At 69.5% G+C, this 25100-nt stretch carries 29 protein-coding genes and 1 pseudogene; 16 read left to right on the forward strand and 14 right to left on the reverse strand.

The window, feature by feature from the left end; genetic code table 11:
• Window positions 1-168: 168 nt before the first annotated feature.
• Entirely contained in the window at window positions 169-426 is a 258-nt protein-coding gene (locus OOK07_RS28980; protein ID WP_006142322.1) for a WhiB family transcriptional regulator, read from the reverse strand.
• A 320-nt stretch (window positions 427-746) separates the two neighbouring features.
• Entirely contained in the window at window positions 747-1715 is a 969-nt protein-coding gene (locus tag OOK07_RS28985; RefSeq protein WP_266799360.1) for a diacylglycerol/lipid kinase family protein, read from the reverse strand.
• A gap of 139 nt (window positions 1716-1854) precedes the next feature.
• Between OOK07_RS28985 and OOK07_RS28990 the strand changes: the two genes are divergently transcribed.
• Window positions 1855-2304 (forward strand): hypothetical protein, encoded by a 450-nt coding sequence (locus OOK07_RS28990; protein ID WP_266799362.1) that lies wholly within the window; start codon window positions 1855-1857, stop codon window positions 2302-2304.
• A gap of 36 nt (window positions 2305-2340) precedes the next feature.
• On the opposite strand, the gene OOK07_RS28995 is transcribed toward OOK07_RS28990, so the two are convergent.
• The 3 genes from OOK07_RS28995 to OOK07_RS29005 form a co-directional block, all read right to left on the reverse strand.
• A complete protein-coding gene (locus OOK07_RS28995; RefSeq protein WP_266799363.1) occupies window positions 2341-3459 on the reverse strand; it encodes an RNA polymerase sigma factor SigF in 1119 nt (372 codons plus the stop codon).
• The gene (locus tag OOK07_RS29000; RefSeq protein ID WP_019058277.1) at window positions 3456-3869 is read right to left on the reverse strand and encodes an ATP-binding protein; all 414 of its coding nucleotides are present in this window, start codon (window positions 3867-3869) and stop codon (window positions 3456-3458) included. The genes OOK07_RS28995 and OOK07_RS29000 overlap by 4 nt, the downstream gene beginning before the upstream one ends.
• A 269-nt stretch (window positions 3870-4138) precedes the next feature.
• A complete protein-coding gene (locus tag OOK07_RS29005; RefSeq protein ID WP_266684684.1) occupies window positions 4139-4399 on the reverse strand; it encodes a UBP-type zinc finger domain-containing protein in 261 nt (86 codons plus the stop codon).
• A gap of 61 nt (window positions 4400-4460) precedes the next feature.
• Between OOK07_RS29005 and OOK07_RS29010 the strand changes: the two genes are divergently transcribed.
• Window positions 4461-6056 (forward strand): Na+/H+ antiporter, encoded by a 1596-nt coding sequence (locus OOK07_RS29010; protein WP_266684686.1) that lies wholly within the window; start codon window positions 4461-4463, stop codon window positions 6054-6056.
• 25 nt (window positions 6057-6081) lie between these two features.
• Here OOK07_RS29010 and OOK07_RS29015 read toward each other — a convergent pair whose 3' ends face one another.
• Complete coding sequence (locus OOK07_RS29015; protein ID WP_266684687.1) at window positions 6082-6975, reverse strand: 1-aminocyclopropane-1-carboxylate deaminase/D-cysteine desulfhydrase; 894 nt, start codon at window positions 6973-6975, stop codon at window positions 6082-6084.
• Window positions 6976-6997: 22 nt separating this feature from the next.
• Window positions 6998-7588, reverse strand: coding sequence for an N-acetylmuramoyl-L-alanine amidase (locus tag OOK07_RS29020; RefSeq protein ID WP_266799364.1), 591 nt, complete (start codon window positions 7586-7588; stop codon window positions 6998-7000).
• 294 nt (window positions 7589-7882) lie between these two features.
• Here OOK07_RS29020 and OOK07_RS29025 point away from each other — a divergent pair, with 294 nt between their 5' ends.
• From OOK07_RS29025 to OOK07_RS29060, 7 genes and pseudogenes are all read left to right on the forward strand, one after another.
• A complete protein-coding gene (locus OOK07_RS29025; protein ID WP_266684690.1) occupies window positions 7883-9289 on the forward strand; it encodes a family 2B encapsulin nanocompartment shell protein in 1407 nt (468 codons plus the stop codon).
• 113 nt (window positions 9290-9402) lie between these two features.
• The gene (locus OOK07_RS29030; protein ID WP_266799366.1) at window positions 9403-10488 is read left to right on the forward strand and encodes a family 2 encapsulin nanocompartment cargo protein polyprenyl transferase; all 1086 of its coding nucleotides are present in this window, start codon (window positions 9403-9405) and stop codon (window positions 10486-10488) included.
• Between the two features lie 253 nt (window positions 10489-10741).
• A complete protein-coding gene (locus OOK07_RS29035) occupies window positions 10742-11335 on the forward strand; it encodes a GNAT family N-acetyltransferase (RefSeq protein ID WP_266799367.1) in 594 nt (197 codons plus the stop codon).
• A gap of 227 nt (window positions 11336-11562) precedes the next feature.
• Window positions 11563-11673, forward strand: a pseudogene (locus tag OOK07_RS29040) (dihydrofolate reductase family protein); the annotation flags it as partial.
• Between the two features lie 299 nt (window positions 11674-11972).
• Entirely contained in the window at window positions 11973-12386 is a 414-nt protein-coding gene (locus OOK07_RS29050) for a YciI family protein (protein WP_266799371.1), read from the forward strand.
• A 10-nt stretch (window positions 12387-12396) separates the two neighbouring features.
• A complete protein-coding gene (locus OOK07_RS29055) occupies window positions 12397-13617 on the forward strand; it encodes an RNA polymerase sigma factor (RefSeq protein ID WP_266799373.1) in 1221 nt (406 codons plus the stop codon).
• A 9-nt stretch (window positions 13618-13626) separates the two neighbouring features.
• Window positions 13627-13875, forward strand: coding sequence for a hypothetical protein (locus OOK07_RS29060; RefSeq protein ID WP_266684700.1), 249 nt, complete (start codon window positions 13627-13629; stop codon window positions 13873-13875).
• Between the two features lie 47 nt (window positions 13876-13922).
• On the opposite strand, the gene OOK07_RS29065 is transcribed toward OOK07_RS29060, so the two are convergent.
• Together OOK07_RS29065 and OOK07_RS29070 are read right to left on the reverse strand one after the other, a co-directional pair.
• Window positions 13923-14330 (reverse strand): VOC family protein, encoded by a 408-nt coding sequence (locus tag OOK07_RS29065; protein WP_266684702.1) that lies wholly within the window; start codon window positions 14328-14330, stop codon window positions 13923-13925.
• A gap of 18 nt (window positions 14331-14348) precedes the next feature.
• Complete coding sequence (locus tag OOK07_RS29070; protein WP_266799375.1) at window positions 14349-14750, reverse strand: helix-turn-helix transcriptional regulator; 402 nt, start codon at window positions 14748-14750, stop codon at window positions 14349-14351.
• Window positions 14751-14852: 102 nt separating this feature from the next.
• Here OOK07_RS29070 and OOK07_RS29075 point away from each other — a divergent pair, with 102 nt between their 5' ends.
• Genes OOK07_RS29075 through ppk2 form a run of 3 tightly spaced genes read left to right on the forward strand, consistent with a single transcriptional unit; the run spans window position 14853 to window position 17204 of the window.
• Entirely contained in the window at window positions 14853-16007 is a 1155-nt protein-coding gene (locus OOK07_RS29075; RefSeq protein ID WP_266684706.1) for an inorganic phosphate transporter, read from the forward strand.
• Between the two features lie 19 nt (window positions 16008-16026).
• Window positions 16027-16284 (forward strand): hypothetical protein, encoded by a 258-nt coding sequence (locus tag OOK07_RS29080; protein WP_266684708.1) that lies wholly within the window; start codon window positions 16027-16029, stop codon window positions 16282-16284.
• 20 nt (window positions 16285-16304) lie between these two features.
• On the forward strand, window positions 16305-17204 hold the full coding sequence (gene ppk2 / locus OOK07_RS29085) for a polyphosphate kinase 2 (protein WP_266802063.1): 900 nt from the start codon (window positions 16305-16307) through the stop codon (window positions 17202-17204).
• Window positions 17205-17322: 118 nt separating this feature from the next.
• Here the strand turns inward: ppk2 and sodN are convergent, their stop codons facing one another.
• Window positions 17323-17718, reverse strand: coding sequence for a superoxide dismutase, Ni (gene sodN / locus OOK07_RS29090; protein ID WP_023546844.1), 396 nt, complete (start codon window positions 17716-17718; stop codon window positions 17323-17325).
• Window positions 17719-17863: 145 nt separating this feature from the next.
• On the opposite strand from sodN, the gene sodX reads away from it, so the two are divergent.
• Window positions 17864-18298 (forward strand): nickel-type superoxide dismutase maturation protease, encoded by a 435-nt coding sequence (sodX, locus tag OOK07_RS29095; RefSeq protein WP_266802064.1) that lies wholly within the window; start codon window positions 17864-17866, stop codon window positions 18296-18298.
• On the opposite strand, the gene OOK07_RS29100 is transcribed toward sodX, so the two are convergent.
• Window positions 18202-18831, reverse strand: coding sequence for a CGNR zinc finger domain-containing protein (locus OOK07_RS29100; RefSeq protein WP_266684747.1), 630 nt, complete (start codon window positions 18829-18831; stop codon window positions 18202-18204). The two genes, sodX and OOK07_RS29100, sit on opposite strands and share 97 nt — an antisense overlap.
• A gap of 100 nt (window positions 18832-18931) precedes the next feature.
• Between OOK07_RS29100 and OOK07_RS29105 the strand changes: the two genes are divergently transcribed.
• Window positions 18932-19705, forward strand: a complete 774-nt coding sequence (locus OOK07_RS29105; protein ID WP_266799376.1) for a class I SAM-dependent methyltransferase — start codon at window positions 18932-18934, stop codon at window positions 19703-19705.
• A 292-nt stretch (window positions 19706-19997) separates the two neighbouring features.
• Entirely contained in the window at window positions 19998-20441 is a 444-nt protein-coding gene (locus OOK07_RS29110; RefSeq protein ID WP_266684749.1) for a hypothetical protein, read from the forward strand.
• A 66-nt stretch (window positions 20442-20507) separates the two neighbouring features.
• Here OOK07_RS29110 and OOK07_RS29115 read toward each other — a convergent pair whose 3' ends face one another.
• From OOK07_RS29115 to OOK07_RS29125, 3 genes are read right to left on the reverse strand one after another with little or no spacing between them, the layout of a single operon-like run.
• Entirely contained in the window at window positions 20508-21314 is an 807-nt protein-coding gene (locus OOK07_RS29115) for an amino acid ABC transporter ATP-binding protein (protein WP_323182996.1), read from the reverse strand.
• Entirely contained in the window at window positions 21311-22249 is a 939-nt protein-coding gene (locus OOK07_RS29120) for an amino acid ABC transporter permease (RefSeq protein WP_266684751.1), read from the reverse strand. The genes OOK07_RS29115 and OOK07_RS29120 overlap by 4 nt, the downstream gene beginning before the upstream one ends.
• A 32-nt stretch (window positions 22250-22281) precedes the next feature.
• Entirely contained in the window at window positions 22282-23238 is a 957-nt protein-coding gene (locus tag OOK07_RS29125) for an ABC transporter substrate-binding protein (protein ID WP_266684753.1), read from the reverse strand.
• A gap of 573 nt (window positions 23239-23811) precedes the next feature.
• Here OOK07_RS29125 and OOK07_RS29130 point away from each other — a divergent pair.
• A complete protein-coding gene (locus OOK07_RS29130; RefSeq protein ID WP_266684755.1) occupies window positions 23812-25035 on the forward strand; it encodes an NAD(P)-dependent malic enzyme in 1224 nt (407 codons plus the stop codon).
• Window positions 25036-25100: the final 65 nt, after the last annotated feature.

The following is a 25100-nucleotide window of genomic DNA, read 5'->3' on the forward strand; positions in this document are numbered from 1 at the left end:
GGCGGCGGGCCGGTACACAGCAAAAAGCCCCGGACCTCAAGGTCCGGGGCTGAAATGCTCGTTGCCAGCTTGTGCTGCGCATCGGGGGTACTGCGCGCTGCGGCTCGGGGGCGGGAGATGCGTACTCGCTGTACGCGCCGCCAAGCTCAGGCTGTCGCGGGGCGGGTGTCAGGCGGAGGCCTGACGGGCCCGGTTGCGGGCGGCACGGCGCTTCATCGCGCGACGCTCGTCCTCGCTGAGACCACCCCAGACGCCGGAGTCCTGGCCGGACTCGAGCGCCCACTGCAGACACTGATCCATAACGGGGCAGCGACGGCAGACGGCCTTGGCTTCCTCGATCTGCAGCAGCGCAGGACCGGTGTTGCCGATGGGGAAGAAGAGCTCGGGGTCTTCCTCGCGGCAAACGGCGTTGTGACGCCAGTCCATGGCTGCTACCTCTCCTTGGTATTACATGCAAGTTGCTTGTGAATGTGAACGCTTTCACGAATCCCTCAACAAGTGAAGGGCCGTCCAACAGGTTTCCCTGTTGTGGTCCTGTGGTTTGAAGAGGGGTTCCGGTGATCTGTGGACGCCGGTGTTGCGGGCTGTCCCGACCGCCACGTAGAGACTCGCAAACCTCAGCGGCGGATACAACCCCTTCCGGAAAGTTTTTTTTGATTCCTCGGTGTCGACTAGGTCACAGCCGTACTTCCATGGGGTGGATCCTGGCCTAAACGTTCGAGTGAAAGGACTTCAGCCCTTTCTGCTCACACAATCACACGCAGTGCACGGCGTACGCCTGTGAACGTCACGCTCGTACGCAGCCCCAGGTGGTCGCCGTCCATCTGAAGGGGTAGAGGCACCTTCGAATGCAAGGTGAACTGGTCCAGGTCGTGCAGGGACACGGCGTGCTTGCCATGGGGTCCGCGCTCGGGGGACGAAGTGAGCAACTGGGTGGCATACCGGGCAGCCGAGACCGTGGACATACGGCTGAGACCGAGCAGGTCGAGCCCGGTGTCGAACGAGGCCTTAGGCGACGCGTACACCGGACGATTGCCCAAATAGGTCCACGGCGAGGTGTTGCAGATTATGGACAGCACCAGATCGGTCATCGGTTCCCGACCGGGCCGCTCCAGCGTGATGGAGCCATGCCGCCGATTGGGCTCCTGCAGGAACTGGCGTACGACCTGGCGCAGATAGAGGGCGTGTGTGGATCTACGGCCCTGCTCGCGCTGCTGTTCGACCCGTCCGACCACGCCCGCGTCGAAGCCGAGTCCCGCGCAGAAGGTGAACCAGCGGGCCGGCACCGCCTCGTCCTCGGTACCCGGCGTGCCCTCGGCGACCCCCATGCCGACCGTGCGTTCGCTGCCCTCGCGCAGGGCGTCCAGCAGTGCCCCGGTCGCCTCGACGGCGTCGTTGGGCAGGCCCAGGGCACGGGCGAAGACGTTCGTGGAGCCGCCGGGGACCACCGCGAGGCGCGGGAGGCGCTCGGGGTCGGGGCCGGCGTGCAGCAGTCCGTTGACGACCTCGTTGACCGTGCCGTCGCCGCCGAGGGCCACGACCAGGTCGATGTCGTCGCTCTCCGCCGCCTGCCGGCCCAGGTCGCGCGCGTGGCCGCGGTACTCGGTGGTGACCGCCTCAAGCTTCATCTCGCTCGCGAGCGCGTGGATCAGCACATCGCGCGTACGTGCGCTTGTGGTGGTTGCCGCCGGGTTGACCACGAGAAGTGCACGCATGAGTTGCAGCGTACCTACTGGGAAGTACCGGGCACAGGCCGAGGTAGGGATCAGGTAAGAGGGAGGGCGTGAGCCTCGCCACGGGTGCCCGGCTCAACCTCGCCGAGGAGGCCCGCGTCCCCGGGGCTACCCTTCTGGGGTGACCAGTGAGCAGACCCCCGCCACCCAGGAAGACACCGGCCCGCGCCCGCGCCGGCTGACGTACGCCGCGGCGCTCGCGGCGCTGGAGGGGCTCGCGTTGGTCGCCGGGGGCGTCTGGATGCTCGTGGAGGGTCTGACCGGCGACCCGGACGACAGTCGGTCCGCCGTCACCGGCGGCATCACGCTCGTCGTCCTCGCCCTGCTGCCGCTGGTGGCCGCACGCGGTCTGCTCGGCCGGCGCAGCTGGAGTCGCGGCCCCGCCGTCATCACCCAGATCATGGCGCTTCCGGTGGCGTACAACCTGCTGCAGGCCGACAGTGTGGCCATCCCGGCGGGCATCGCCCTCGCGGTCGTCGCCCTCGCCGCGCTGATCCTGCTGATCAATCCGGCCACGACCCAGGCCCTCGGAATCCGGGGCCCGGGCCGCGCGCAGGACGGCAAGCGGTAGTCGTACGGCGCGCGGCAGCAGTCGTTCGGAGGAGTCCTACTCCTCCACCAGCAGCTTCTCGCGCAGCTGTGCCAGCGTGCGCGCCAGCAGGCGCGAGACGTGCATCTGCGAGATGCCGACCTCCTGCGCGATCTGCGACTGGGTCATGTTGCCGAAGAAGCGCAGCAGCAGGATCCGCTTCTCCCTGGGGGCCAGGTCCTCCAGGAGCGGCTTGAGGGACTCGCGGTACTCGACCCCCTCCAGGGCCTCGTCCTCGGCGCCCAGCGTGTCCGCCACGGCAGGGGACTCGTCGTCCGTGTCGGGGACGTCCAGGGACAGCGTGGAGTACGCGTTGGCGGACTCCAGGCCCTCCAGGACCTCCTCCTCCGAGATCGCCAGCTTCTCGGCGAGCTCGTGGACCGTGGGGGAGCGGCCGTGCTGTTGCGAGAGCTCCGCGGTCGCCGTCGTCAGCGAGAGACGCAGCTCCTGCAGGCGCCGCGGCACGCGCACCGCCCAGCCCTTGTCGCGGAAGTGCCGCTTGATCTCGCCGACGACCGTCGGGGTCGCGTACGTCGAGAACTCGACGCCGCGTTCCGGGTCGAACCGGTCGACCGACTTGATCAGGCCGATGGTGGCGACCTGGGTGAGGTCGTCCAGCGGCTCGCCGCGGTTGCGGAAGCGGCGGGCGAGATGCTCGACAAGCGGCAGGTGCATACGGACCAGCCTGTTGCGCAGCTCCGCGTACTCCGCGCTGCCGTCCTTCAGCTCGCGCAGTTCGATGAACATGGCGCGCGCCGCGCTGCGGTCCTGCGGGTCGTGCTGCGTGGCGTGCTGCACGCTCTGTGCGCCCTGCCCGTCGCCCTCGGCGTTTCGCTCGTGCTCGCTCATCGTCCCGCCCGTCGCCCTTCTCCGAGCCCTCGCCTCCGCTCGGACCGGGGTGACCCCGTTCCGCCCGTCCAGAGGCGTGCCCTGCACGGCACCTTCCCGATTCGGCTGCCCGTCGTCCAGGAGACCGAGCTCCGCGGAGTCGTCCTCCGGATGTGGCCGGGCCTGCTCGGGGATGCCGTCGGAGCCGCTCACCGCGTCCCCCGTGCGCCGGGATCCGCCTGTGCCCTCGGCCGGCAGCTCTCGTGTGCCGCGCTCTTCGTCACGCACCGGCCCGTCCCCTGTCCTCACGCCGGCCCGGGTCCCGCGCCGCGCTGTTTGTAGAGGCTGATCGAAACGGTTTTGTCCTCGTCCACGGCGGAGGAGACCTTGCCCGCGAGTGCGGACAGAACGGTCCAGGCGAAGGTGTCACGCGCGGGGGCGTGGCCGTCCGTGGTCGGGGCCGAAACGGTGACCTCAAGGGAGTCGTCGACGAGCCGGAAGACGCAGCTGAGCACCGAGCCGGGCACGGCCTGCTGCAGCAGGATCGCGCAGGCCTCGTCCACCGCGATGCGAAGGTCCTCGATCTCGTCCAGGGTGAAGTCCAAACGGGCCGCGAGGCCGGCAGTGGCCGTACGCAGCACCGACAGGTAGGCACCCGCAGCCGGCAGCCGGACTTCCACGAAGTCCTGGGTCGCGGGCTCGCCTGCGATCTGGGACACCCTCACCTCCAAGGTGGTACAAGCTGATCGGGGCCGAGGGTCGCCCCCCGGGATAACGCGACGTGTGGTTCAGCGGTGACGCTATCGCGCTCTCAAGTTTCCTGTCCCCGGGACCCCGACCCTTGTCGTTACTCACAGTAAAACTGTGGACACGCTCCGTGTCTAGGGGTCTGCGGCTCCAAATGGGAAGAACGCGCGCCGGGTTGACGTACCCAGACGTCAGACGGTCGAACCGTCCGGATCGTGGGTCGTCCTCCGGTCTTCCAGGGTCACACGAGAACGTGGTCCACGAAGCACCAACGCCAATCCTCACCCGGCTCGAATGTGCGCATGACCGGATGGCCGGAGTCCTTGTGGTGCTCCGTCGCGTGCCGGTTCGGTGAGGAATCGCAGCAGCCGACATGGCCGCAGGTGAGGCACAGCCGCAGCTGGACCGGGTGTGTGCCGTCCCGCAGACACTCCGGGCACGTCTCGCTGAGCGGACCGGGTTGCGGTTCTGGCAGCGCGTCGGCGTGCGTGCACTGTTTCATGATTGCCAGATTACGACGGGTGTGCGGATGACCGCGCGAAAAACGAGGGCGGGCGAGGACGATGGACGTGATGCCACTGCTGTTGCTGGTGGCGGGCAGTGCTGCGGTCGCCGCGGCCGGCCGGCGCACCCCGGTGCCGGCTCCTCTGCTGCTCGTCGCGGTGGGGCTCGCGGTCTCCTACGTCCCCGGAGTGCCGGACTACACCCTCGATCCGGACATCGTGCTGCCGCTGGTGCTGCCGCCGCTGCTGCACAAGGAGGCCGTCGAGAGCTCGTACCTCGACCTGCGGGCGACGATGCGGCCGGTGGCCCTGCTTTCGGTGGGATACGTGCTCTTCGCGACCTTCGCCGTCGGCTGGGTCGCCTATCTGATCGTGCCGGGGCTGCCGCTGCCCGCGGCGCTCGTGCTGGGCGCGGTGGTGGCGCCGACGGACGCCGTCGCGGCGGCGGCGGTCGCCCGCCGGGTGGGGCTGCCCTCCCGGATCACCACGATCCTGCAGGGCGAGTCCCTGCTGAACGACGCGACCGCGATCACCGCCTACCGCGTGGCCGTCGCGGCCGCGGTCGGCGCGGGTGCCTCCTGGATCGGCGGGATCGGCGAGTTCCTGCTGGCCGCGGTCGGCGGGGTCGTGGTCGGCCTGGTGCTGATGCTGCCGATCCACTGGCTGCGCACGCACATGAAGGAGGCGCTGCTGCAGAACACCATGTCCCTGCTGATCCCGTTCGTCGCCTACGCCGTCGCCGAGCAGGTGCACGCCTCCGGAGTCCTCGCGGTCGTCGTCGTCGCCCTCTACCTCGGACACCGCGCGTGGGAGGTCGACTTCGCCACCCGGCTGCAGGAGGAGGCGGTGTGGAAGGTGGTCGCGTTCGTCCTGGAGTCGGCGGTGTTCGCCCTCATCGGACTGCAGCTGCCGATCGTGCTCAGGGGCCTGGGGGAGTACCGGGGTGTGGACGCCGCCTGGTACGCGGTCGTCCTGTTCCTGGTGGTCGTCGCGGCCCGTTTCCTCTGGGTGTACCCGGGGACGTTCGTCCCCCGCATGCTGTCCGCGCGGATCAGGGAACGCGAGGACAACCCCACCTGGAGAGGGCCGATCGTCACGTCGTGGGCCGCCATGCGGGGCGTCGTCTCGCTGGCGATCGCCTTCTCGATCCCGCTCACGGTGCACGGCGGTGGCCCGTTCCCGCAGCGCAACCTGATCCTCTTCCTGACCTTCACGACGGTCATCGGGACCCTGGTGGTGCAGGGCCTCACCCTGGCCCCGCTGATCCGCCTGGTGAACTTCCCCGCCCGGGACGCGCAGGCCGAGACCCTCGCGGAGGCCAACGCCCAGGCGCAGGCCTCCCGGGTCGCCGAGCAGCGCCTGGACGCGCTCCTCGCCGACGAGCGCAACGCCCTCCCGCCGCCCCTCGCCGACCGTCTCCGTCGGGTCCTGGAGAGCCGGCGCAACGCCGTCTGGGAGCGTCTCGGGCAGGTCAATCCGGTCACCGGCGAATCCGTCGACGACACCTACCGTCGGCTGTCGCGGGAGATGATCGGCGCCGAGCGTGCGATGTTCGTGCGATTGCGGGACGGCCGCTACATCGACGACGAGATGCTGCGGACACTGCTGCGCAGGCTGGACCTTGAGGAGGCGGCGGCCTACCGGGAGACGGCGTAGCCCTGTGCCGCGCAGGACCGCGGGCCTACGGGAAGGGCCGGCCGGTGACCACGGCGGCCACCGTCGTCCCGTGCGGGAAAGCGCCTTCCCGGGCCAGGGTGACAAGTCCGTACAGCAACTTGGCGACATAGAGACGCTCGACCGGCACGTCGTGGCGCTGCTCGAAGTCCTCGGCGAAGGTGTCGAGTTCGGCGGCGGTGCGGGCGTAGCCACCGAAGTGGAAGCGGTCGTCGAGCGTCCATGCGCCGCGCCGGCCGCCGAACGCGCGTTCCTGGAGGCCCTCCGTGTCGGCGGCCAGGAAACCTCCTCTGAGCACGGGTATGCCGAGCGCGCGCTGACCGGGGGCCAGTCCGGCGGCCAGCCCGGCCAGTGTGCCGCCGGTGCCGCAGGCGATGGCGACGACTTCCGCCCGCCCGCGCAGCTCCTCACCCAGGGCCCGGCAGCCGCGTACGGCTTCGGCGTTGCTCCCGCCCTCCGGGACGACGTACGCGTCTTCGGCGCCGGCCGTGCGCAGCACGCGCGCGAGGGTGGCCGGTTCTGCCTTGCGGCGGTACGTCGACCTGTCGACGAAGTGCAGTCGCATACCGTCGGCCGCACACCGGGCCAGGGAGGGGTTGAGGGGGCGGTCGGCCAGCTCCTGGCCGCGGACCACGCCGACCGTGGGCAGCCCGAGGAGACGGCCCGCGGCGGCCGTGGCGCGCAGATGGTTGGAGTAGGCCCCGCCGAAGGTGGCGACGGTGCGACCGGTCGCGGCCGCGAGGTTCGGCGCGAGTTTGCGCCACTTGTTGCCGATCAGCTCCGGGTGGATCAGGTCATCGCGCTTGAGGACGAGCCGCAGGCCATGGCGGGTGAAACGGTCGTCGGGCAGTTCCTGCAGGGGGGAGGGGATGCTCGGGTGCAGGAGGTCGAGGCCGGTCACGGAACCATTGTGACGTGGTGACTCACTTGAGGCGCTCCCGGATCCGCTCCCGCAGCCAGGCCATCGTGAACCCTCGGGGATCGACCTTCCCCGGCTGCCACTCCAGGTGGCCGATCACCGACCGTTCCGTCCACCCGTGGTGCCGGCACACGGCTGCCGCGGCCTTCTCGATGGCCTCCAGCTGGGCAGCGGGCCAAGGATCCTTTCCGTCGCCGAGGTTCTCGCACTCGAAGCCGTAGAAGTGGCGGTTGCCGTCGGTGTTCGCCTCGTTGTCCGGAGGGAGCGTCTTCCCGGCGATCACCGCGCGCAGCACGTCGTCGTCGCCGAGGCCGGCGTGGTTGGCGCGGCCGTAGCCGACGAGGTGGACCCTGCCGTCCTTGGTGATCACGCCGTGGCACAGCGGTCCGGGAAGCCCGGCGTGGCCGTCCCGGCAGATCTCCACGGTGTGTTCGCTGCCGCTCGTCACCGTGTGGTGGATCATCACGCCGTTGACCGGGCCCCAGGGGCCCTTGTGGTTGCGGTTGTGATGCTTCCAGTACCCGACCTCCACGACCGTGAGGCCTTCCGCTCTGAGGCCGCTCAGGAAACCGTCCGCGGACATGGGTGAGGCCATGACCGTCTCCTTCTTGCCGTGCCGACGGCCGCCCGATGCGACCCTCTGTGAGGGGTGTTGTACCGAAAGTAAGCGCCGGGTCACACGTGGTGCCCACGGGGAGGGATCGGATCCGGCCAGCCCGGAAAGCGTCGGCGAGGGGCGGAGCCCCATGTATGCCCCGTCCGGCGAAGATCCAACCCCGCTCTTTCGGGTAATAGCACAGGCACGTTCCGTGATGAAAGGCTGGTCCGCGGAGATCGACGCAGCGGCGCAGATCGGCGTCGGCTGTATGAGCGGGAGGGCAATTCTCATATGTCGGTAGGCGAAGAGGTCCGTTCGGAGCAGGGCAAGCCGCAGCAGAGCCTCGGCACGGCAGCCGCGCGGAACCTGGCCACCACGACCAAGTCCGCGCCCCAGATGCAGGAGATCAGCTCGCGCTGGCTGCTGCGCACGCTGCCGTGGGTGAATGTCCAGGGTGGTACGTACCGGGTCAACCGGCGACTGAGCTACGCCGTGGGGGACGGCCGCATCACGTTCGTGAAGACCGGCGACCGAGTCGAGGTCATCCCCGCGGAGCTGGGTGAACTGCCCGCGCTGCGTGACTACGAGGACGACGAGGTGCTCTCGGAACTCGCCCAGCGCTGCCGGCAGCAGGAGTTCGCGGCGGGGTCCGTGATCGCCTCGTTCGGCAGCCAGGCCGACGAGGTCTATCTGCTGGCGCACGGCAGGGTGGAGAAGGTCGGCACCGGCCCGTACGGCGACGACGCGGTCCTCGGTGTACTCGCCGACGGCGCCTACATGGGCGAAGCGGCGCTGCTCGACCCGGACGCGATCTGGGAGTACACGGCCCGCGCGGCCACCGCGTGCACGGTGCTGATCCTGTCCCGCCAGGACGTCGACCAGGTCGCGGAGCGCGCCGACTCCCTGCGGGAGCACCTCCGGCAGCTGCACGCGATTCCCGAGCAGCGCACCAACAAGTACGGCGAGAAGGAGGTCGACCTCGCCGCAGGCCACAGCGGCGAGCCCGACATCCCGCACACCTTCGTGGACTACGACGCAAGGCCCCGCGAGTACGAACTGAGCATCGCCCAGACCGTGCTGCGCATCCACTCGCGCGTCGCCGACCTCTACAATCAGCCGATGAACCAGACCGAGCAGCAACTGAGGCTGACGGTCGAGGCGTTGAAGGAGCGCCAGGAGCACGAGCTGGTCAACAACCGCGAGTTCGGCCTGCTGAACAACTGCGAGTACGACCAGCGGCTCCAGCCGCACGACGGTGTGCCCAGCCCCGACGACCTGGACGAGCTGCTCAGCCGGCGGCGCGGCACCAAGCTGCTGCTCGCCCACCCGCGCGCGATCTCCGCGATCGGCCGCGAGCTCAACAAGCGGGGGCTCGTCCCCGAGACGATCGAGGTGGGCGGCAACCGCATCCCGACCTGGCGCGGTGTGCCGATCTACCCGTGCAACAAGATCCCGGTCTCCGAGGCCCGCACGACCTCGATCATCGCGATGCGTACCGGCGAGGCCGAGCAGGGGGTCATCGGACTGCAGCAGGCCGGCATCCCGGACGAGATCGAGCCGAGCCTGTCCGTGCGGTTCATGGGCATCAACGAACAGGCGATCATCAAGTACCTGGTGACGGCCTACTACTCGGCCGCGGTCCTCGTCCCCGACGCGCTCGGTGTCCTGGAGAACGTCGAGATCGGCCGGTGGAGGTGACGTTTCTGTACCCGGGAGCCGTGTCCCCGCCCACTGCGGCGGGTACATCCCGGTGGTATGCGCCCAGCCGCAGCGGAAGCGCCACCGTCCGCGGACTGACCGAGGGAGATCCCATGGCCGAGTTCATGACGGAGGCGAAACAGCGCACCCCGGACGCGCAGCCGTTCGACGGGCACGAGGCGTCGGTGATCCTGGAGCGCAGCCGGGCGTCTGTCGATCCCGAACTGCGCGCCGCCATCGACTCGTTGCCCGGCTCGATGCGCCGGATCGCGCTCTACCACTTCGGCTGGGAGCACGCGGACGGCACCCCGGCGGCGGGTAACGCGGGCAAGGCGATCCGTCCCGCGCTCGTTCTCACCGCGGCCGCCGCGCTGGGCGGTGCGAGGGCCCGGGAGGCAGCCGTCCGGGCGGCCGCGGCGGTGGAACTGGTGCACAACTTCACGCTGCTGCACGACGACGTGATGGACCGGGACACCACCCGCAGGCACCGGCCCACCGCATGGACCGTGTTCGGTGACGCCGACGCGATCCTGGCCGGGGACGCCCTGCAGGCGCTGGCCCTCGGGCTGCTCGCCGAGGACCCGCACCCGGCGTCCGGGCCGGCCGCCGCCCGGCTCGCGGCCTGTGTCGTCGAGCTGTGCGCGGGCCAGCACGCGGACACGGCGATGGAGCGGCGCGGTCCCGGCGAGGTCACCCTCGACGAGGTGCTGACCATGGCCGAGGCCAAGACGGGCGCGTTGCTCGGCTGCGCCTGCGCCCTGGGCGCGCTGTACGCGGAGGCGTCCGCCGAGGAGGTCGAGGCGCTGGACGCGTTCGGCCGCGAGGCCGGGCTCGCCTTCCAGCTCATCGACGACGTCATCGGCATATGGGGCGATCCGCGGCGCACCGGCAAACCGGTCGGCGCGGATCTGGCGGCCCGCAAGAAGTCCCTGCCGGTGGTCGCCGCGCTCACCTCGGGCACCCCGGCGGCCGTGGAACTGGCCGCGCTGTACGAAGTGCCGTACGACAAGGGGGGCGAGGCCGGCATCGCGCGGACTGCTCTCGCCGTCGAGCAGGCCGGCGGGCGCGACTGGGCGCAGGCCCAGGCCGCCGACCGCATGGCCCGCGCGATGCACGAGCTGTCCCGGGCGGTCGCCGACCCGGCGGAGGCGGGCGGCCTGCTCGCCCTGCTGGAGTTCGTGACACGGCGCAGCAGCTGACCTTCGCCCTTGCAGGCCCCGGGGCCCACCGGGACGGTCGCGCGGCTCCTGACCCCGCACGGCCGCCGAGGCTCCGGCCCGGCGGGTCCCGCACATCCCCACGGTGTGCGGGGCCCGTCTTTTTGTGGAGGCCCGGTTGCCCCCTTCAGCTCATGTTTACCCGGCCCCCGACTCACCCGGCTCCCTCGCCTCACGGCCCCGTATAGGCTCAACAGCCGTAAGGCCGAGGTTGGTTGAGGCGAGGAGATGGCATATGGGCGTGGCGATCCGGGCGGCGGGCGAGGGTGACCGGGGGCTGGTCGTGCGGCTGCTGGACCAGGCCTTCCAGGACGATCCGGTCAGTGGCTGGGTCTTTCCCGGGGACGAGTACCGCCGTACGACCCACCACCGGCTGATGGCCGCCTTCACCGACATCGTGCTCGACGAAGGCCGGATCGATGTCGCCGAGGACGGCAGCGCGTGCGCGTTGTGGCTGTCCGTGCCCGCCGAAGCGCATGACGCCGTCGACGACGGGCCCGCCCAGCTGCGGGCCGCCGTCGACCCGGGGAACGAACGCGTCGAACTGATCGGCCGGCTGACGGCCCGGATCCACCCCGCCGGCCGTGCCCACGAGTACCTGTGGATGATCGGCGTGGCACCGGAGCGCCAGGGCGAGGGGATCGGCGGCGCGCTCGTCCAGCACGTCCTCGATCGCTGCGACCGGGAGGACCTGCCCGCCTATCTGGAGGCCAGCAGCGCTCGCAGCCGCGTACTGTACGAGCGCCTCGGGTTCGAACTCGCCGGGCGCCCCCTGGAGCTTCCGGACGGCCCGCGGATGTGGCCGATGTGGCGCGAACCCCGCGGCTGACCCGGTAGCCCTCCGGTACGACCGTCCAGCTCTCCGGTGCGGGCGTCGCCACGACCCCTCCACCAGTCCCTCCGGCACCCCGGCGCCAGGCCGTACACCGCCGTCCAGGACACCTGGCAGGGGCAGATGCCCCAGGACGGGAGAAGGTCGTCGCGGCCCGTGCAGCAGGCGCACAGGGTGACCGCGGGCACCCCGGCCGCGGCGTCCACCGCGCGGAACGTCAGTGCGGCTCGGGCGTGCCGAGGTTCGGCAGCGGATTCGCGGTCACCGACTTCGCCCTGGAGCGGGTGCGCACGTTCGGCGACGGAGTACTCGTCCGTACGTACGCGCGGCGGCGCCGACCGGCCTACGCTGAGGGCATGGACAGCTCAGAACGCGTCTGTCCGGAGTGCGGACAGCCCGTGGAGACGGTGGTCAAGCGCCACAAGACACTGGGGGCATGGGTGCCGGTATGGGTGTCGGGCCCCTGTAGCAACCCCACGTGCGAGGCATACGCCCCCCGGGCCGCCGAGTCCGGCGAGCCCGGGGAGACAGCCGCGAAAAAAACCTGAGACCCGTGTCGAGAAGCCCGGCCCGGCTCCGACGTCCCCTGTGAGAGCCGCCCGCTACGGGCGGCGCGAGCCGAAGGAGCTCAGTCATGAAGTACCTGGTCATGGTGCAGTGCACGCAGGCGGACTACGAGGGCATGAGCGGCAAGGCCAACGAGCACTCCCCGGCCTGGAGCCAGGAGCACGTCCAGGCCATGTACGCCTTCATGGGCGCCGTCAACAACGACCTCGCCGAGAGCGGCGAGCTGGTCGACGCGCAGGGCCTGACCGAGCCGGCGAAGACCCGGCTGGTCGGCCTGGGCGACGACGGCAAGAGCGTGATCACCGACGGCCCGTACGGCGAGACGAAGGAGCTGCTGGCCGGCTACTGGGTCCTGGACTGCGCGAGCCTGGAGCGCGTCACGGAGATCGCCGAACGCATCATCCAGTGCCCCCAGCCCGCCGGGGCCACCAACTACCCCGTGGTGATCCGGCCCATCGACAGCGGCTCCGCGGACGTCTGAGCACAGCCGCATGGGCCGAGCCGCCGAGGTCGAGGACTTGCTGCGCCACAACGCGCCGCAGGTCCTCGGCGCGCTGGTGCGCCGGTACGGGCACTTCGACACCGCCGAGGACGCCGTACAGGAGGCGCTGCTGGCGGCGACGGACCAGTGGCCCTCGGCGGGAGTGCCGGACAACCCGCGCGGCTGGCTGATCAAGGTGGCCTCGCGGCGGCTGACCGACGCGCTGCGGTCGGAGGAGGCGCGACGGGCCAGGGAGGAGAGGGTGGCGGCGCTGACTCCGCGCGATGCGTTCACCGCCCCGCCACCGGGAGTGGACTGGGCGCCCCGCGAGGACGACACCCTCACGCTTCTCTTCCTGTGCTGCCACCCGGACCTCACCCCGCCCGCCCAGATCGCGCTCACCCTGCGTGCGGTCGGCGGTCTGACGACGGCGGAGATCGCCCGCGCGTACCTGGTCCCCGAGACGACGATGGCGCAGCGCATCAGCCGGGCCAAGCAGAAGGTGCGGGGGGTGCGCTTCGGGCGGCCGGACAGCTGGCAGAACCGTCTGCCCGCCGTGCTGCACACCCTCTACCTGATCTTCAACGAGGGCTATACGGCGACGTCCGGAGCGGTGCTGCAGCGCCGTGAACTGGCCGGCGAGGCGATCCGGCTGACCCGTACCGTCCACCGGCTGCTGCCCGACGACGGAGAAGTGGCCGGCCTGCTGGCTCTGATGCTGCTCACCGACGCCCGCCGCGCGGCACGCACCGGCCCGCACGGCGAACTCGTGCCCCTCGACGAACAGGACCGCGCCCGCTGGGACAAGGCCGCGATCGAGGAGGGCGTAGCGCTGGTCATCCGGGCGCTGTCCCGGGGCGGCGCGGGCCCCTACCAGGTGCGCGCGGCCATCGCCGCCGTACACGACGAGTCGCCGTCCGCGGAGGCGACCGACTGGCAGGAGATCCTCGGTCTGTACGAGGTCCTGGTCCGTCTGGTCCCGGGCCCCGTCGAACGCCTCAACCGCACGGTGGCCGTCGCCATGGTGGACGGTCCGGAGGCCGGGCTCGCCGAACTCGACCTGCTGGAACCGCAGTTGGGTCACCGCCTCGACGCGGTGCGCGGCCACCTCCTGGAGCGCGCGGGCGACCACGAACAGGCCCGCTGCGCCTACGAGTCGGCGGCAGCGGCAACCCTGAGCCTTCCCGAACAGCGCTATCTCCAGGGGCGGGCGGCACGGCTGAAGCCGTAACCTGGGCCCATGAACGGTGAGTTGGGGGGAACGCGCCGCCGCATGTGGCGCCGGGCCGTGCTGGTGTGGGCCATCACCGTGGCCGTCGGCGGAGGGCTCACCCTGTGGCTGCAGGACTCCACGCGGCCGCGGCCACCCGTCGGCTGGGAGCGCGAGAACCCCTCCGAACCGGCCGCCCCGCTACTGAAGGCCACCGCCTGCCCGATCGACGAGGGAGCCACGGCCTACGCGTGCGTGTACGCGTGGCCCACTCCTTGAGAGAAGGCCGATGAACCCGGGCAGGGGACGCGGTACGGCAGGCGGGTTCACCGTTCCATGAACCGCAGCATGTTCCCCGCCGGATCCCGGAAAGCGCAGTCCCGGACCCCGTACGGCATGTCCGTCGGCTCCTGGATCACCTCGGCGCCCGATTGCCGGACGCGGGCGAAGAGGGTGTCGCAGTTTTCGGTCGTGAAGTTGACGCCGCGCAGCATGCCCTTGGCCAGCAGCTGCTCCATCGCCTCCCGGTCGGCGGGGGACAGGTCGGGGTTGGCCGCCGGCGGCTCAAGGACGATCGACACGTCCGGCTGCAGCGGCGACCCGACGGTCACCCACCGCATTCCCTCGTACTTGACGTCGTTGCGGATCTCCAGGCCCAGGACGTCGCAGTAGAAGGCGATCGCCTTGTCGTGATCGTCGACGGCGATGAAACAGTTGTTCAGTTTCAGGTCCATGTATCCAACCTAAGGTCGTTACCGGCGCTCCGCCCGTGTCGGGCGGGTGTACGCCCGCGCCACACAGGGCGGGATCACCGCGCTCTCCTCGTGCGAGCGAGCCCGGTAGGAGCTCGGTGTCTCGCCGACCAGCTCGGTGAACCGGGCGCTGAAGGAGCCGAGAGAGGTGCAGCCCACCGCCATGCACACCTCCGTCACGGTCATGTCGCCGCGGCGCAGGAGGGCCTTGGCCCGTTCCACCCGGCGGGTCATGAGGTAGCCGTACGGTGTCTCGCCGTAGGCCTCCCGGAAGCTGCGCTGGAAGTGGCCCGGCGACATGAGCGCGGTGCGTGCGAGGGCCGGGATGTCGAGGGGTTCGGTGTACTCGCGGTCCATGCGGTCGCGCGCCTTGCGCAGCCGCACCAGATCCTCACGGTTCACCACGTCAGCATCGCACGATCCTCACCGTCCGGGTGCCTGGTTCTGGAGCGGGCTTTGCCTCACGTTCGCCTGCCGTATGGAAGCGCTTGTTCCCATGAGGCAATGGACCACATCACGTTCCTCGTGGCGGTCGTCATCGTCACGGCACTGGCTTTCGACTTCACCAACGGATTTCACGACACCGCGAACGCGATGGCCACTTCCATCGCCACCGGCGCCCTCAAACCCAAGACAGCGGTGCTCATCAGCGGAGTTCTCAACATCGGCGGTGCGTTCCTGTCCACCGAGGTCGCCAAGACGATCTCCGGCGGCATCGTGGACGATGCCCTCGTCAGTCCGGGGATGATCTTCGCGGGGCTGGTCGGGGCGATTCTGTGGAACCTGCTGACCTGGCTGGTCGGGCTGCCGTCCAGTTCCTCGCACGCCCTGTTCGGCGGGCTCATCGGCGCCGTGTGGGTCGGCGCGGGATCCAACGGCGTGCACTTCGACAAGGTGGTCGACAAGGTACTGATCCCCGCCGTGGCCTCGCCGGTCGTGGCCGGCGTCGCGGCCCTGATAGCCACCTACCTCGCCTACAAGCTCACCGCCCGCGGCCGCAAGGACTCGGTCACCAAGGGCTTCCGGCTCGGTCAGATCGCCTCCGCCTCGCTGGTCTCGCTCGCCCACGGCACCAATGACGCGCAGAAGACCATGGGCATCATCACGCTGACCCTGATCTCCGCGGGTGCGCTCGGGCACGACGCCGGCCCCCCGGTGTGGGTGATCGGTTCCGCCGGTCTCGCCATCGGCCTCGGCACCTACATCGGCGGCTGGCGGATCATCCGCACGATGGGCAAGGGCCTGACCGAGATCCAGTCCCCGCAGGGCTTCGCCGCCGAGACGGCCTCCACGACCGTCATCCTCACCTCCGCCCACCTCGGCTTCGCCCTGTCCACCACGCAGGTCGCCTCGGGCTCCATCCTCGGTGCGGGCCTCGGCCGGCGCCTGGCGGAGGTGCGCTGGGGTGTCGCCGGCCGCATGGTCGCCGCCTGGCTGATCACGCTGCCCGCGGCCGCGCTGGTCGGAGGCGTCTCCGCGAGCGTGGTCAAGCACGGCGGAAACCTCGGCACCGTCGTCGTCGCCCTGGTCGGTGCCGCCGTGGCCGCCGGCATCGTCGTCGTCTCGCGCCGCAACCCGGTGCACGCCGACAACGTCAACGACCACCACGAGGTGGCCATCCGCACCGAGCCGCCGGCCAGCGTCGGCGCGGCCGCCTGAGACACGGAGAGTTCGCATCATGAACATCGACTGGAGCGCACTCGGCCAGGTCACAGGGGTGAGCATCGGCGTCACCGTGGCCGTGGTCGTCGTCTTCGCCCTCGGCGTCCTCGGCCTCTCCCGATTCGAAGGGGCACGGCAGGACGGCGGTGGGACCGGCGCTGGAACCGGTGGCGGGGTCTCGTCCCTCGGTCTCGCCCAGGCCGGCCTGTGCTTCCTCGCCTGCGCCGCCGTAGTGGCGTACGGGATATACCTCATCGTGCCGCAGTTCCACTGACCCCGGGAGCAAGGATGAACATGCCGCCCCTGCTGTCCGAGTCGGCCGACCTGACGGTCGACTACACCGACCCCGACGACCCCGTACTCATCCGCCCGGACGGAAGCCCCATCGACACCTGGCGGGAGAACTACCCGTACGGGCACCGGATGGAGCGCAAGGAGTACGACTGGCACAAGCGGCTCCAGCAGATCGAACTGCTGAAGCTGCAGAGCTGGATCAAGGAGACCGGGCGCCGGCTCGTCATCGTCTTCGAGGGACGCGACGCGGCCGGCAAGGGCGGCACCATCAAACGCTTCACGGAGCACCTCAACCCCCGCGGCGCACGCGTGGTGGCGCTGGAGAAGCCGACGGAGCGCGAGAGCGGCCAGTGGTACTTCCAGCGCTACGTCGAACACCTGCCGACCGCGGGCGAGATCGTGCTGTTCGACCGGTCCTGGTACAATCGGGCGGGCGTCGAGCGGGTCATGGGCTTCTGCTCGGACGACGAGTACCGGCGTTTCATGCGCCAGGCGCCGCTGTTCGAGCGGATGCTCGCGGACGACGGCGTCGACCTGCTGAAGTTCTGGTTCTCCGTCTCGCAGGGCGAGCAGCGCACCCGCTTCACCATCCGCCAGGTCGACCCGGTACGGCAGTGGAAGCTCAGCCCCATGGACCTGGCCTCCCTGGACCTCTGGGACGACTACACCGCCGCCAAGGTCGCCATGTTCCGTGAGACGGACACCGAGTACGCGCCCTGGACGGTGGTGAAGAGCAACGACAAGAAGCGCGCCCGCGTCGAGGCCATGCGCAGCGTGCTGGCCCGCTTCGACTACTCCGACAAGGACGAGGAGGTCGTCGGCAGCCCCGATCCACGGATCGTGGGCGCGGCGCCGGGCCTGCTGGAGGCGGGGGAGGACGACAACGACGGTCGTCAGTAACGCCGAAGCCGTCAGGAAAGCGGAAGAGGCCCGGCCGGTTTCCCGGCCGGGCCCCTTCGGTGTGCCCGTGGACCCGCGATGGTGCACCGATCGCCGGTCCTCGCGAACCGGGCGGTCGTCAGGCCTTCTTGGTCTCCCAGAAGATCTTGTCGATCTGGGCGATGTAGTCCAGAGCCTTCTGGCCCGTGGCCGGGTCGGTGGACGCCTTGGCGGCCGAGAGGGCCTTCAGGGCGTCGTTGACCAGCTGGTGCAGCTCCGGGTACTTCTCGAAGTGCGGGGGCTTGAAGTAGTCGCTCCAGAGCACCGAGACGTGGTGCTTCGCGAGCTCGGCGCGCTGCTCCTTGATGACGGTGGCGCGCGCCTGGAAGTGCGGGTCGTCGTTGCCGGCCATCTTTTCCTGGACGGCCTTCACCGACTCCGCCTCGATGCGGGCCTGGGCCGGGTCGTACACACCGCAGGGCAGGTCGCAGTGTGCGCTGACCTTGACCTTGGGGGCAAACAGGCGGGAAAGCATGGAGCGTTCCTTCCTCGTGATCGTCTTCTCAGGTGCGACATTACTCCCTGGGAGAGGCGTTTTCGCGAGTGCCCCCATGGGCTTAGGACAAAAGTCCGGGGTCAGACTGAGACTGGTGGAGGAACGTACCGGGGAGGTGCCGGGGATGCCGGAGCTGTCGCAGGACGTCGAGCGCGAAAGGGCTCTGCTGCCCTTCGGGGTGGCCGAGGTGACCGGGCCGTCCATGGTGCCCACGCTCCACCACGGGGACCGTCTCGTGGTGCAGTACGGGGCCCGGGTCAGGCCCGGTGACGTGGTCGTCCTCAGGCATCCGTTCCAGCAGGACCTGCTGGTCGTCAAGCGGGCGACGGAGCGCCGCGAGGGCGGCTGGTGGGTGCTCGGCGACAACTCCTACGCGGGCGGTGACAGCACGGACTACGGGACCGTCCCGGAGGACCTCGTGCTGGGCAAGGTGCGGTTTCGGTACCGGCCGCTCAGGGCGGGTCAGCGCTCGCCGTTCGCGCTCGCGCGCTGGGCGCTGTCGGCCGCCAGGCCTGTCTTCCCGGACCGGTCGGCCTCCAGGCGCTTGCGGGCGCGGTAGGCGGCCACGTTGGCGCGGGTCGCGCAGCGGTCGGAGCAGTAGCGCCGGGAGCGGTTCGTCGACGTGTCCAGGTAGGCGTTGCGGCACGGCGCCGCCTCGCACAGGCCCAGACGGTCGACGCCGTACTCCGTCAGATGGAACGCCAGACCCATCGCCGCGATGGCCGCGAAGCCCGCGGTGGCGTTCGACGGGTGGTCCGCCAGGTGCATGTGCCACAGCGGGCGGCCGTCGTCGTCCCGGTGGTCGTGGCCCGAGATCTGGGGGCTCACCGGGAACTCCAGCAGCAGCGAGTTGAGCAGGTCGACCGCGAGGGTCTCGTCCCCCTTGTCCGCCGCCTCGAAGACCGCACGCAGCCGGGCCCGGACCGAGCGGAAGCGGGTGACGTCGGCGTCCGTGGCGCGCCGGGCCGCCGACGCGTTGGCGCCGAACAGCTCACGGACGGCCCCGACCGTGGTCAGGGAGTCGTTGCCCCGGGCCGGCTCCTCCGTGTTGACGAGTCGCACGGCGTAGTCGGAGTAATAGGCCAGTTGCACTTGTAGTCCTTACAGAGGAGCTCTATGGTCGTGTGCGGGAGGAGGTAACGGCTGCCTACGCTCCCAGGGTATTACGCGACGGACGGGAGAAGGGGACTCCATGAACACCACGACCCACACCGGTGCGGCGGGAACCGACTGGCAGGCCTGGCAGTCGAGCTGGGACCGGCAGCAGGAGTGGTACATGCCGGACCGCGAGGAGCGGTTCCGGATCATGCTCGACATGGTCGAGGCCTGTGTCGGGCCCGAGCCGCGCGTCCTGGATCTCGCCTGCGGCACCGGCAGCATCACCGCGCGCCTGCTGAGCCGCTTTCCCAAGGCCGTCAGCACCGGCGTCGACCTCGACCCGGCCCTGCTCGCCATCGCCCGCGGCACCTTCGAGGGCGACGGCCGAGTCACCCTCGTGGAGGCCGACCTCAAGGACCCCGAGTGGCCCGCACGGCTGCCGTACGAGACGTACGACGCGGTCCTCACCGCCACGGCCCTCCACTGGCTGCACAGCGAACCCCTCGCGGACCTGTACGGCCAGGTCGCCGAACTCGTCCGCCACGGCGGCGTCTTCATGAACGCCGACCACATGATCGACGAGACCACGCCCAGGATCAACGCGGCGGAGCGGGCGCAGCGGCACGCCGGTATGGATCAGGCCAAGCGGAACGGCGCGCTGGACTGGGACGAGTGGTGGCAGCTGGCGGCCGAGGACCCGGTCCTCGCCGAGCCCACGGCCCGCCGCTACGAGATCTACGGCGAGCACGCCGACGGCGACATGCCGTCCGCGGCCTGGCACGCGCGCGTGCTGCGCGAAAAGGGGTTCGGGGAGGCGCGGGCGGTGTGGTGCTCGCCGTCGGACACGTTGGTCCTCGCGTTCAAGTAGGTCCTGGCGCGGCGCACTTGTGCGTCAAGGGTCGCTTGCGGAGTTGCGCATAAGTGCAATCGTCCTAAAGGATCTTCCCTGACCGCCTGACCGCCTGACCGCCTGACCGCCTGACCGCCTGACCGCCTGACCGCCTGACCGCCTGACCGCCTGACCGCCTGACCGCCTGACCGCCTGACCGCCTGACCGCCTGACCGCCTGACCGCCTGACCGCCTGACCGCCTGACCGCCTGACCGCCTGACCGGGGGTGGCCGTCGTGCCGCCCGCCGAAAACGAGGGAAAAGGTACGCAATGAAGATCAAGAGGACAGCCGCCGTTGCGGTCATGTGTGCGGCGCTGCCCTTCGCGGGGCTGGCCGCGGCGCCTGCGGCCTACGCGGAGTCCGGCCACGGGGGCTGCTCGACCTACTCGAACATCGACACCTTCCCCGACGACAACCACGTCATCATCTGGAAGTCCTGCATAAGCAAGAAGTCCAACGGCGTGGGGCACCCGAGTGCGATCGTCTCCATGGGCAAGAAGCACGCGAAGTGCACGATTCTGATCAGGGTTCTCACGACCGGTGAAAGGATCGTGTCCAAGAAGTCCTACCCTTGCCCCAGCGGCAAGGTAGTCAACAAGAAGTACGCCGGCAAGGACTTTCGCGGCAGTGGGCAGTACACGACCTTCGTGCAGATGAAGGGGATCAGCACCGAGGGCAATCTCTCGCCGCGCAGCCCCTGGCTGAACCTGTAGTGACCGCAACGGCGGATGGTGCCCGCCCCTGTGTGGGGACGGACATCATCCGCCGTCGGTGGATTCTCAGAGGACCTTCGACAGGAACGACTGCGTCCGCTCGTGCTGAGGGTTCGTCAGGACGTCGCGCGGGTTGCCGGATTCGACCACCACGCCGCCGTCCATGAAGACCAGGCTGTCGCCGACCTCGCGGGCGAAGCCCATCTCGTGGGTGACGACGATCATCGTCATGCCGGACTCGGCCAGGTCGCGCATGACGTCGAGGACGTCGCCGACCAACTCGGGGTCGAGGGCCGAGGTCGGCTCGTCGAAGAGCATCAGTTTCGGGTCCATGGCGAGCGCCCGGGCGATGGCGACGCGCTGCTGCTGGCCGCCGGAGAGCTGCGAGGGGTAGCCGGCGGCCTTGTCGGCGAGGCCGACCCGCTCCAGCAACTGATGGGCGCGCTCCCGGGCCTGGGACCGGCTGACACCCTTGACCTGGACCGGGGCCTCCATGACGTTCTCTACGGCCGTCATGTGCGGGAACAGGTTGAAGCGCTGGAAGACCATGCCGATGTCCCGGCGCTTGACCGCGACCTCGCTGTCCTTCAGCTCGTAGAGCTTGTCGCCCTTCTGGCGATAGCCGACCAGTTCCCCGTCGACCGACAGCCGCCCGGCATTGATCTTCTCCAGGTGGTTGATGCACCGGAGGAAGGTCGACTTGCCGGAACCCGAAGGGCCGATGAGGCAGAAGACCTCGCCGGCTTTCACCTCCAGGTCGATGCCCTGGAGGACCTCGAGCGGGCCGAAGCTCTTGTGGACACCCTCGGCCTTGACCATCGGGATGCTGGAGTCGCGCACGGGCGTGTCCGTCTTGCTGAGCTTGTCGGTCATGCCGCGCCTCCCTTCGGACGGCCGATGGACAGCAGGTTCTTCCTGATCCTCTGCAACGGGGTGGGCGGCAGGCTGCGGCTGGAGCCGCGGGCGTAGTACCGCTCGACGTAGTACTGCCCGATGCTGAGGATCGAGGTGAGGATCAGGTACCAGGCGGCGGCCAGGAACAGCATCTCCACCGGCGCGCCGGAGGTCTGGCCGATGTCCTGGGCGTAGCGCAGGAGCTCGGGGTATTGCACTGCCGAGACCAGCGAGGTGGTCTTCAGCATGTTGATGACCTCGTTGCCCGTGGGCGGCACGATCACGCGCATGGCCTGCGGGATGACGATGCGGCGCAGGGTCTTGCCGTGGCTCATGCCGAGGGCGTGCGACGCCTCCGTCTGTCCTTCGTCGACCGAGAGCAGACCGGCACGGCAGATCTCGGCCATGTACGCGGCCTCGTTGAGACCGAGGCCGAGCAGCGCCGTCAGGAACGGCGTCATGAAGTCCGACCAGTAGTTCTTGTAGATCGGCCCGAGGTTGATGTACTCGAAGACCAGACCGAGGTTGAACCAGACGAACAGCTGGACCAGGACCGGGGTACCGCGGAAGAACCAGATGTAGAACCACGCGATCGACGAGGTCACCGGGTTCTTCGACAGGCGCATGACGGCGAGCAGGACGCCGCCGACGATGCCGATCACCATCGAGGTCACCGTCAGGAGCATCGTCTGGCCGACGCCCTTGAGGATGCGGCTGTCGAAGAAGTAGTCCGGAACGGCACCCCAGTTGATCTTGCCCTGGGCGAACGCGTAGATGATCGCGACCAGGACCCCGATGGCGATCACGGCGGAGACGTACCGCCCGTAGTGCCGGACCGGGATGGCCTTGATGGCCTGCGGTCCGGCCGGGGGAGTGTCCTCGGGGCCCGCCGTCTTGTTGATGTCAGCAGTCACGGGTATTGCCTTTCAGTGGCCGCGGGCCGCGGTCACTTGCCGCCGTTGACGGTGGCTGCCTTGACGGCGCCATCGGCGACGCCCCACTTCTGGATGATCTTGTCGTACTCGCCGCTCTTGATGATCGCGTCGAGCGCGGCCTTCAGGGCGTCCCGCAGCTGGGTGCTGCTCTTGGCGACCGCGATGCCGTACGGGGCGGCCTCGACCTGGTCGCCGACGATCTGGAAGTCCTTGCCGCCGCCGGAGGTCTTCACGGCGTACGCGGAGACCGGGAAGTCGGAGGAGCCGGCGTTGACGCCGCCCGCGCGGACGCGGGTCTGGGCCTGCTGGTCGTTGTCGAAGGACTCGATGGCGAGCGTCTTGCCGGCCGGGCACTTCTTGGCCTCGGCCTTGGCGAGGTCCTCGGAGACCGTGCCGCGCTGCACCGCGATCTTCTTGCCGCACAGGTCGGACCAGGACTTGATGCCCTGGTCGTTGCCCTTCTTGGTGTAGATCGAGACACCGGCGTTGAAGTAGTCGACGAAGTCGACGCCTTCGCCGACCTTCTTGCCGGTCTTGGAGTCGATGCCCTCCTGGCGGTCCTTGGTGTCGGTCATCGCGGACATGGCGATGTCGTACCGCTTGGAGCGCAGACCCGTGATCAGGGTGTCGAAGGTGCCGTTCTGGAAGTCGAACTTGACGCCGAGCTGCTTGCCCATGGCGGCCGCGAGGTCGGGGTCGATGCCGGCCGTGTTGCCGGAGCTGTCCTTGAACTCGACCGGCGCGTACGCGATGTCGGAACCTACCTTGATGACGCCCTTGTCGCGGATCGAGGCCGGCAGCTTGTCGGCCAGCGGCGCCGTGCTCGTGGACGTGCTGCTGGCCGAGTCCTTGTTCTTGGTCTGGTCACCGCAACCGGTGAGGATCAGGGCGCCTGCGACCGCGATCGCACCGACCGCTGCCAAACGGGTGCGTGCGGCGGTCGTACGACGGGTGGAGCTTGCGGTCATTTTGGGTTCCTCCGGCGGATGGGTGGAGTTGCCGATGAGTCGACGAGAACACACACCTTCGGGTGTCACGACCTCGTGTGTTTACGGCATCTTGCCATTCGGACTCAGCCGTTCAGACGACCCGCCATGTCAAAATCAGATAACGGGTGACCCCCGAACCGCACCAGGTTGGTACAACATGGCCGGACCATCTGCGGGAATCCGCCGTTCCGGCCGTAAGTTCTCCGGCTCGTCCCGTGATACGGGATGCGTGCTCCGAGGCGTCGATCACTGTTCGACCGCTGGTCAAGGGTTCGTCGAGGATGTGTCCCCATATTTCGTGACGATCCTTGTCGCCGGGACGTGACCTTCCGGTTCCACGGTGTGACCTTGGACTTATTGGACTCGTCTCTGCCCGGTGCGTCCGGTAAGAAGGTTCTTTACACCCCTCATCCGGGGCTCAGGGCGCGTGTGCGGCGCGCCCGTCGCGTACGACCCGTACGCATCACCGAAACCGGGTCGGACGCGGTGCCCGCCCACCCCTCACCAGGAGTGGCCACCCTCAACCAATGAAGACTTAAGGGGTAAAACAAAGTGGCAGCGGAGATCGTCAATCCTCGCAGCGACAGCAAGACGGATCAGGACGGCGGGGCCGAGCCCCTCGATTCCTTCGATCCCGCGTTCGCGCTGCACCGCGGCGGCAAGATGGCTGTGCAGGCCACCGTGCCGGTCCGTGACAAGGACGACCTGTCCCTCGCATACACACCGGGCGTCGCGCGGGTGTGCACCGCGATCGCCGAGCAGCCGGCACTGGTCCACGACTACACGTGGAAGTCGTCCGTCGTGGCCGTGGTCACCGACGGCACGGCCGTGCTCGGGCTCGGCGACATCGGCCCCGAGGCCTCCCTTCCGGTGATGGAAGGCAAGGCGATTCTGTTCAAGCAGTTCGGCGGCGTCGACGCCGTGCCGATCGCGCTCGCCTGCACGGGCGTGGACGAGATCGTCGAGACCGTGGTGCGGCTCGCCCCGTCCTTCGGCGGCGTCAACCTGGAGGACATCTCGGCACCGCGGTGCTTCGAGATCGAGCGCAAGCTCCAGGAGCGGGTCGACATCCCGGTCTTCCACGACGACCAGCACGGCACGGCGGTCGTGACGCTGGCGGCCCTGCGCAACGCCGCGCGGCTCACCGGCAAGGGGCTCGCCGATCTGCGGGCCGTCATCTCCGGCGCCGGTGCGGCCGGTGTGGCCATCGCCAAGATGCTGGTCGAGGCCGGCATCGGCGATGTCGCCGTCGCGGACCGCAAGGGCGTCGTCTCGGCCGACCGGGAGGACCTCACGCCGGTCAAGCGGGAGCTCGCCTCCTTCACCAACAAGGCCGGCATCACCGGGGCCCTTGAGGCGGCCCTGGAGGGCGCGGACGTCTTCATCGGCGTCTCCGGCGGTACGGTCGCGGAGGAGGCCGTCGCCTCGATGGCCGAGGGGGCGTTCGTGTTCGCCATGGCCAACCCGAACCCCGAGGTGCACCCGGACGTCGCGCACAAGTACGCGGCAGTCGTGGCGACCGGGCGGTCGGACTTCCCGAACCAGATCAACAACGTGCTGGCGTTCCCGGGCATCTTCGCCGGTGCGCTGCAGGTGCGGGCCTCCCGGATCACCGAGGGCATGAAGATCGCGGCGGCCGAGGCGCTGGCAGGGGTCGTCGGCGACGACCTCGCTGCGGACTACGTCATTCCGTCGCCCTTCGACGAGCGGGTCGCTCCGGCGGTCACGGCGGCTGTTGCGGCGGCCGCCCGGGCCGAGGGTGTTGCGCGGCGCTGACTCGCCGCGTCGGCTGAATGGCCCCGCCCGTTCGGATGCTGACTCTGTCGGGGATCTTGGCGGTC

The organism is Streptomyces sp. NBC_00078 (assembly GCF_026343335.1).
Classification (GTDB): Bacteria; Actinomycetota; Actinomycetes; order Streptomycetales; family Streptomycetaceae; genus Streptomyces.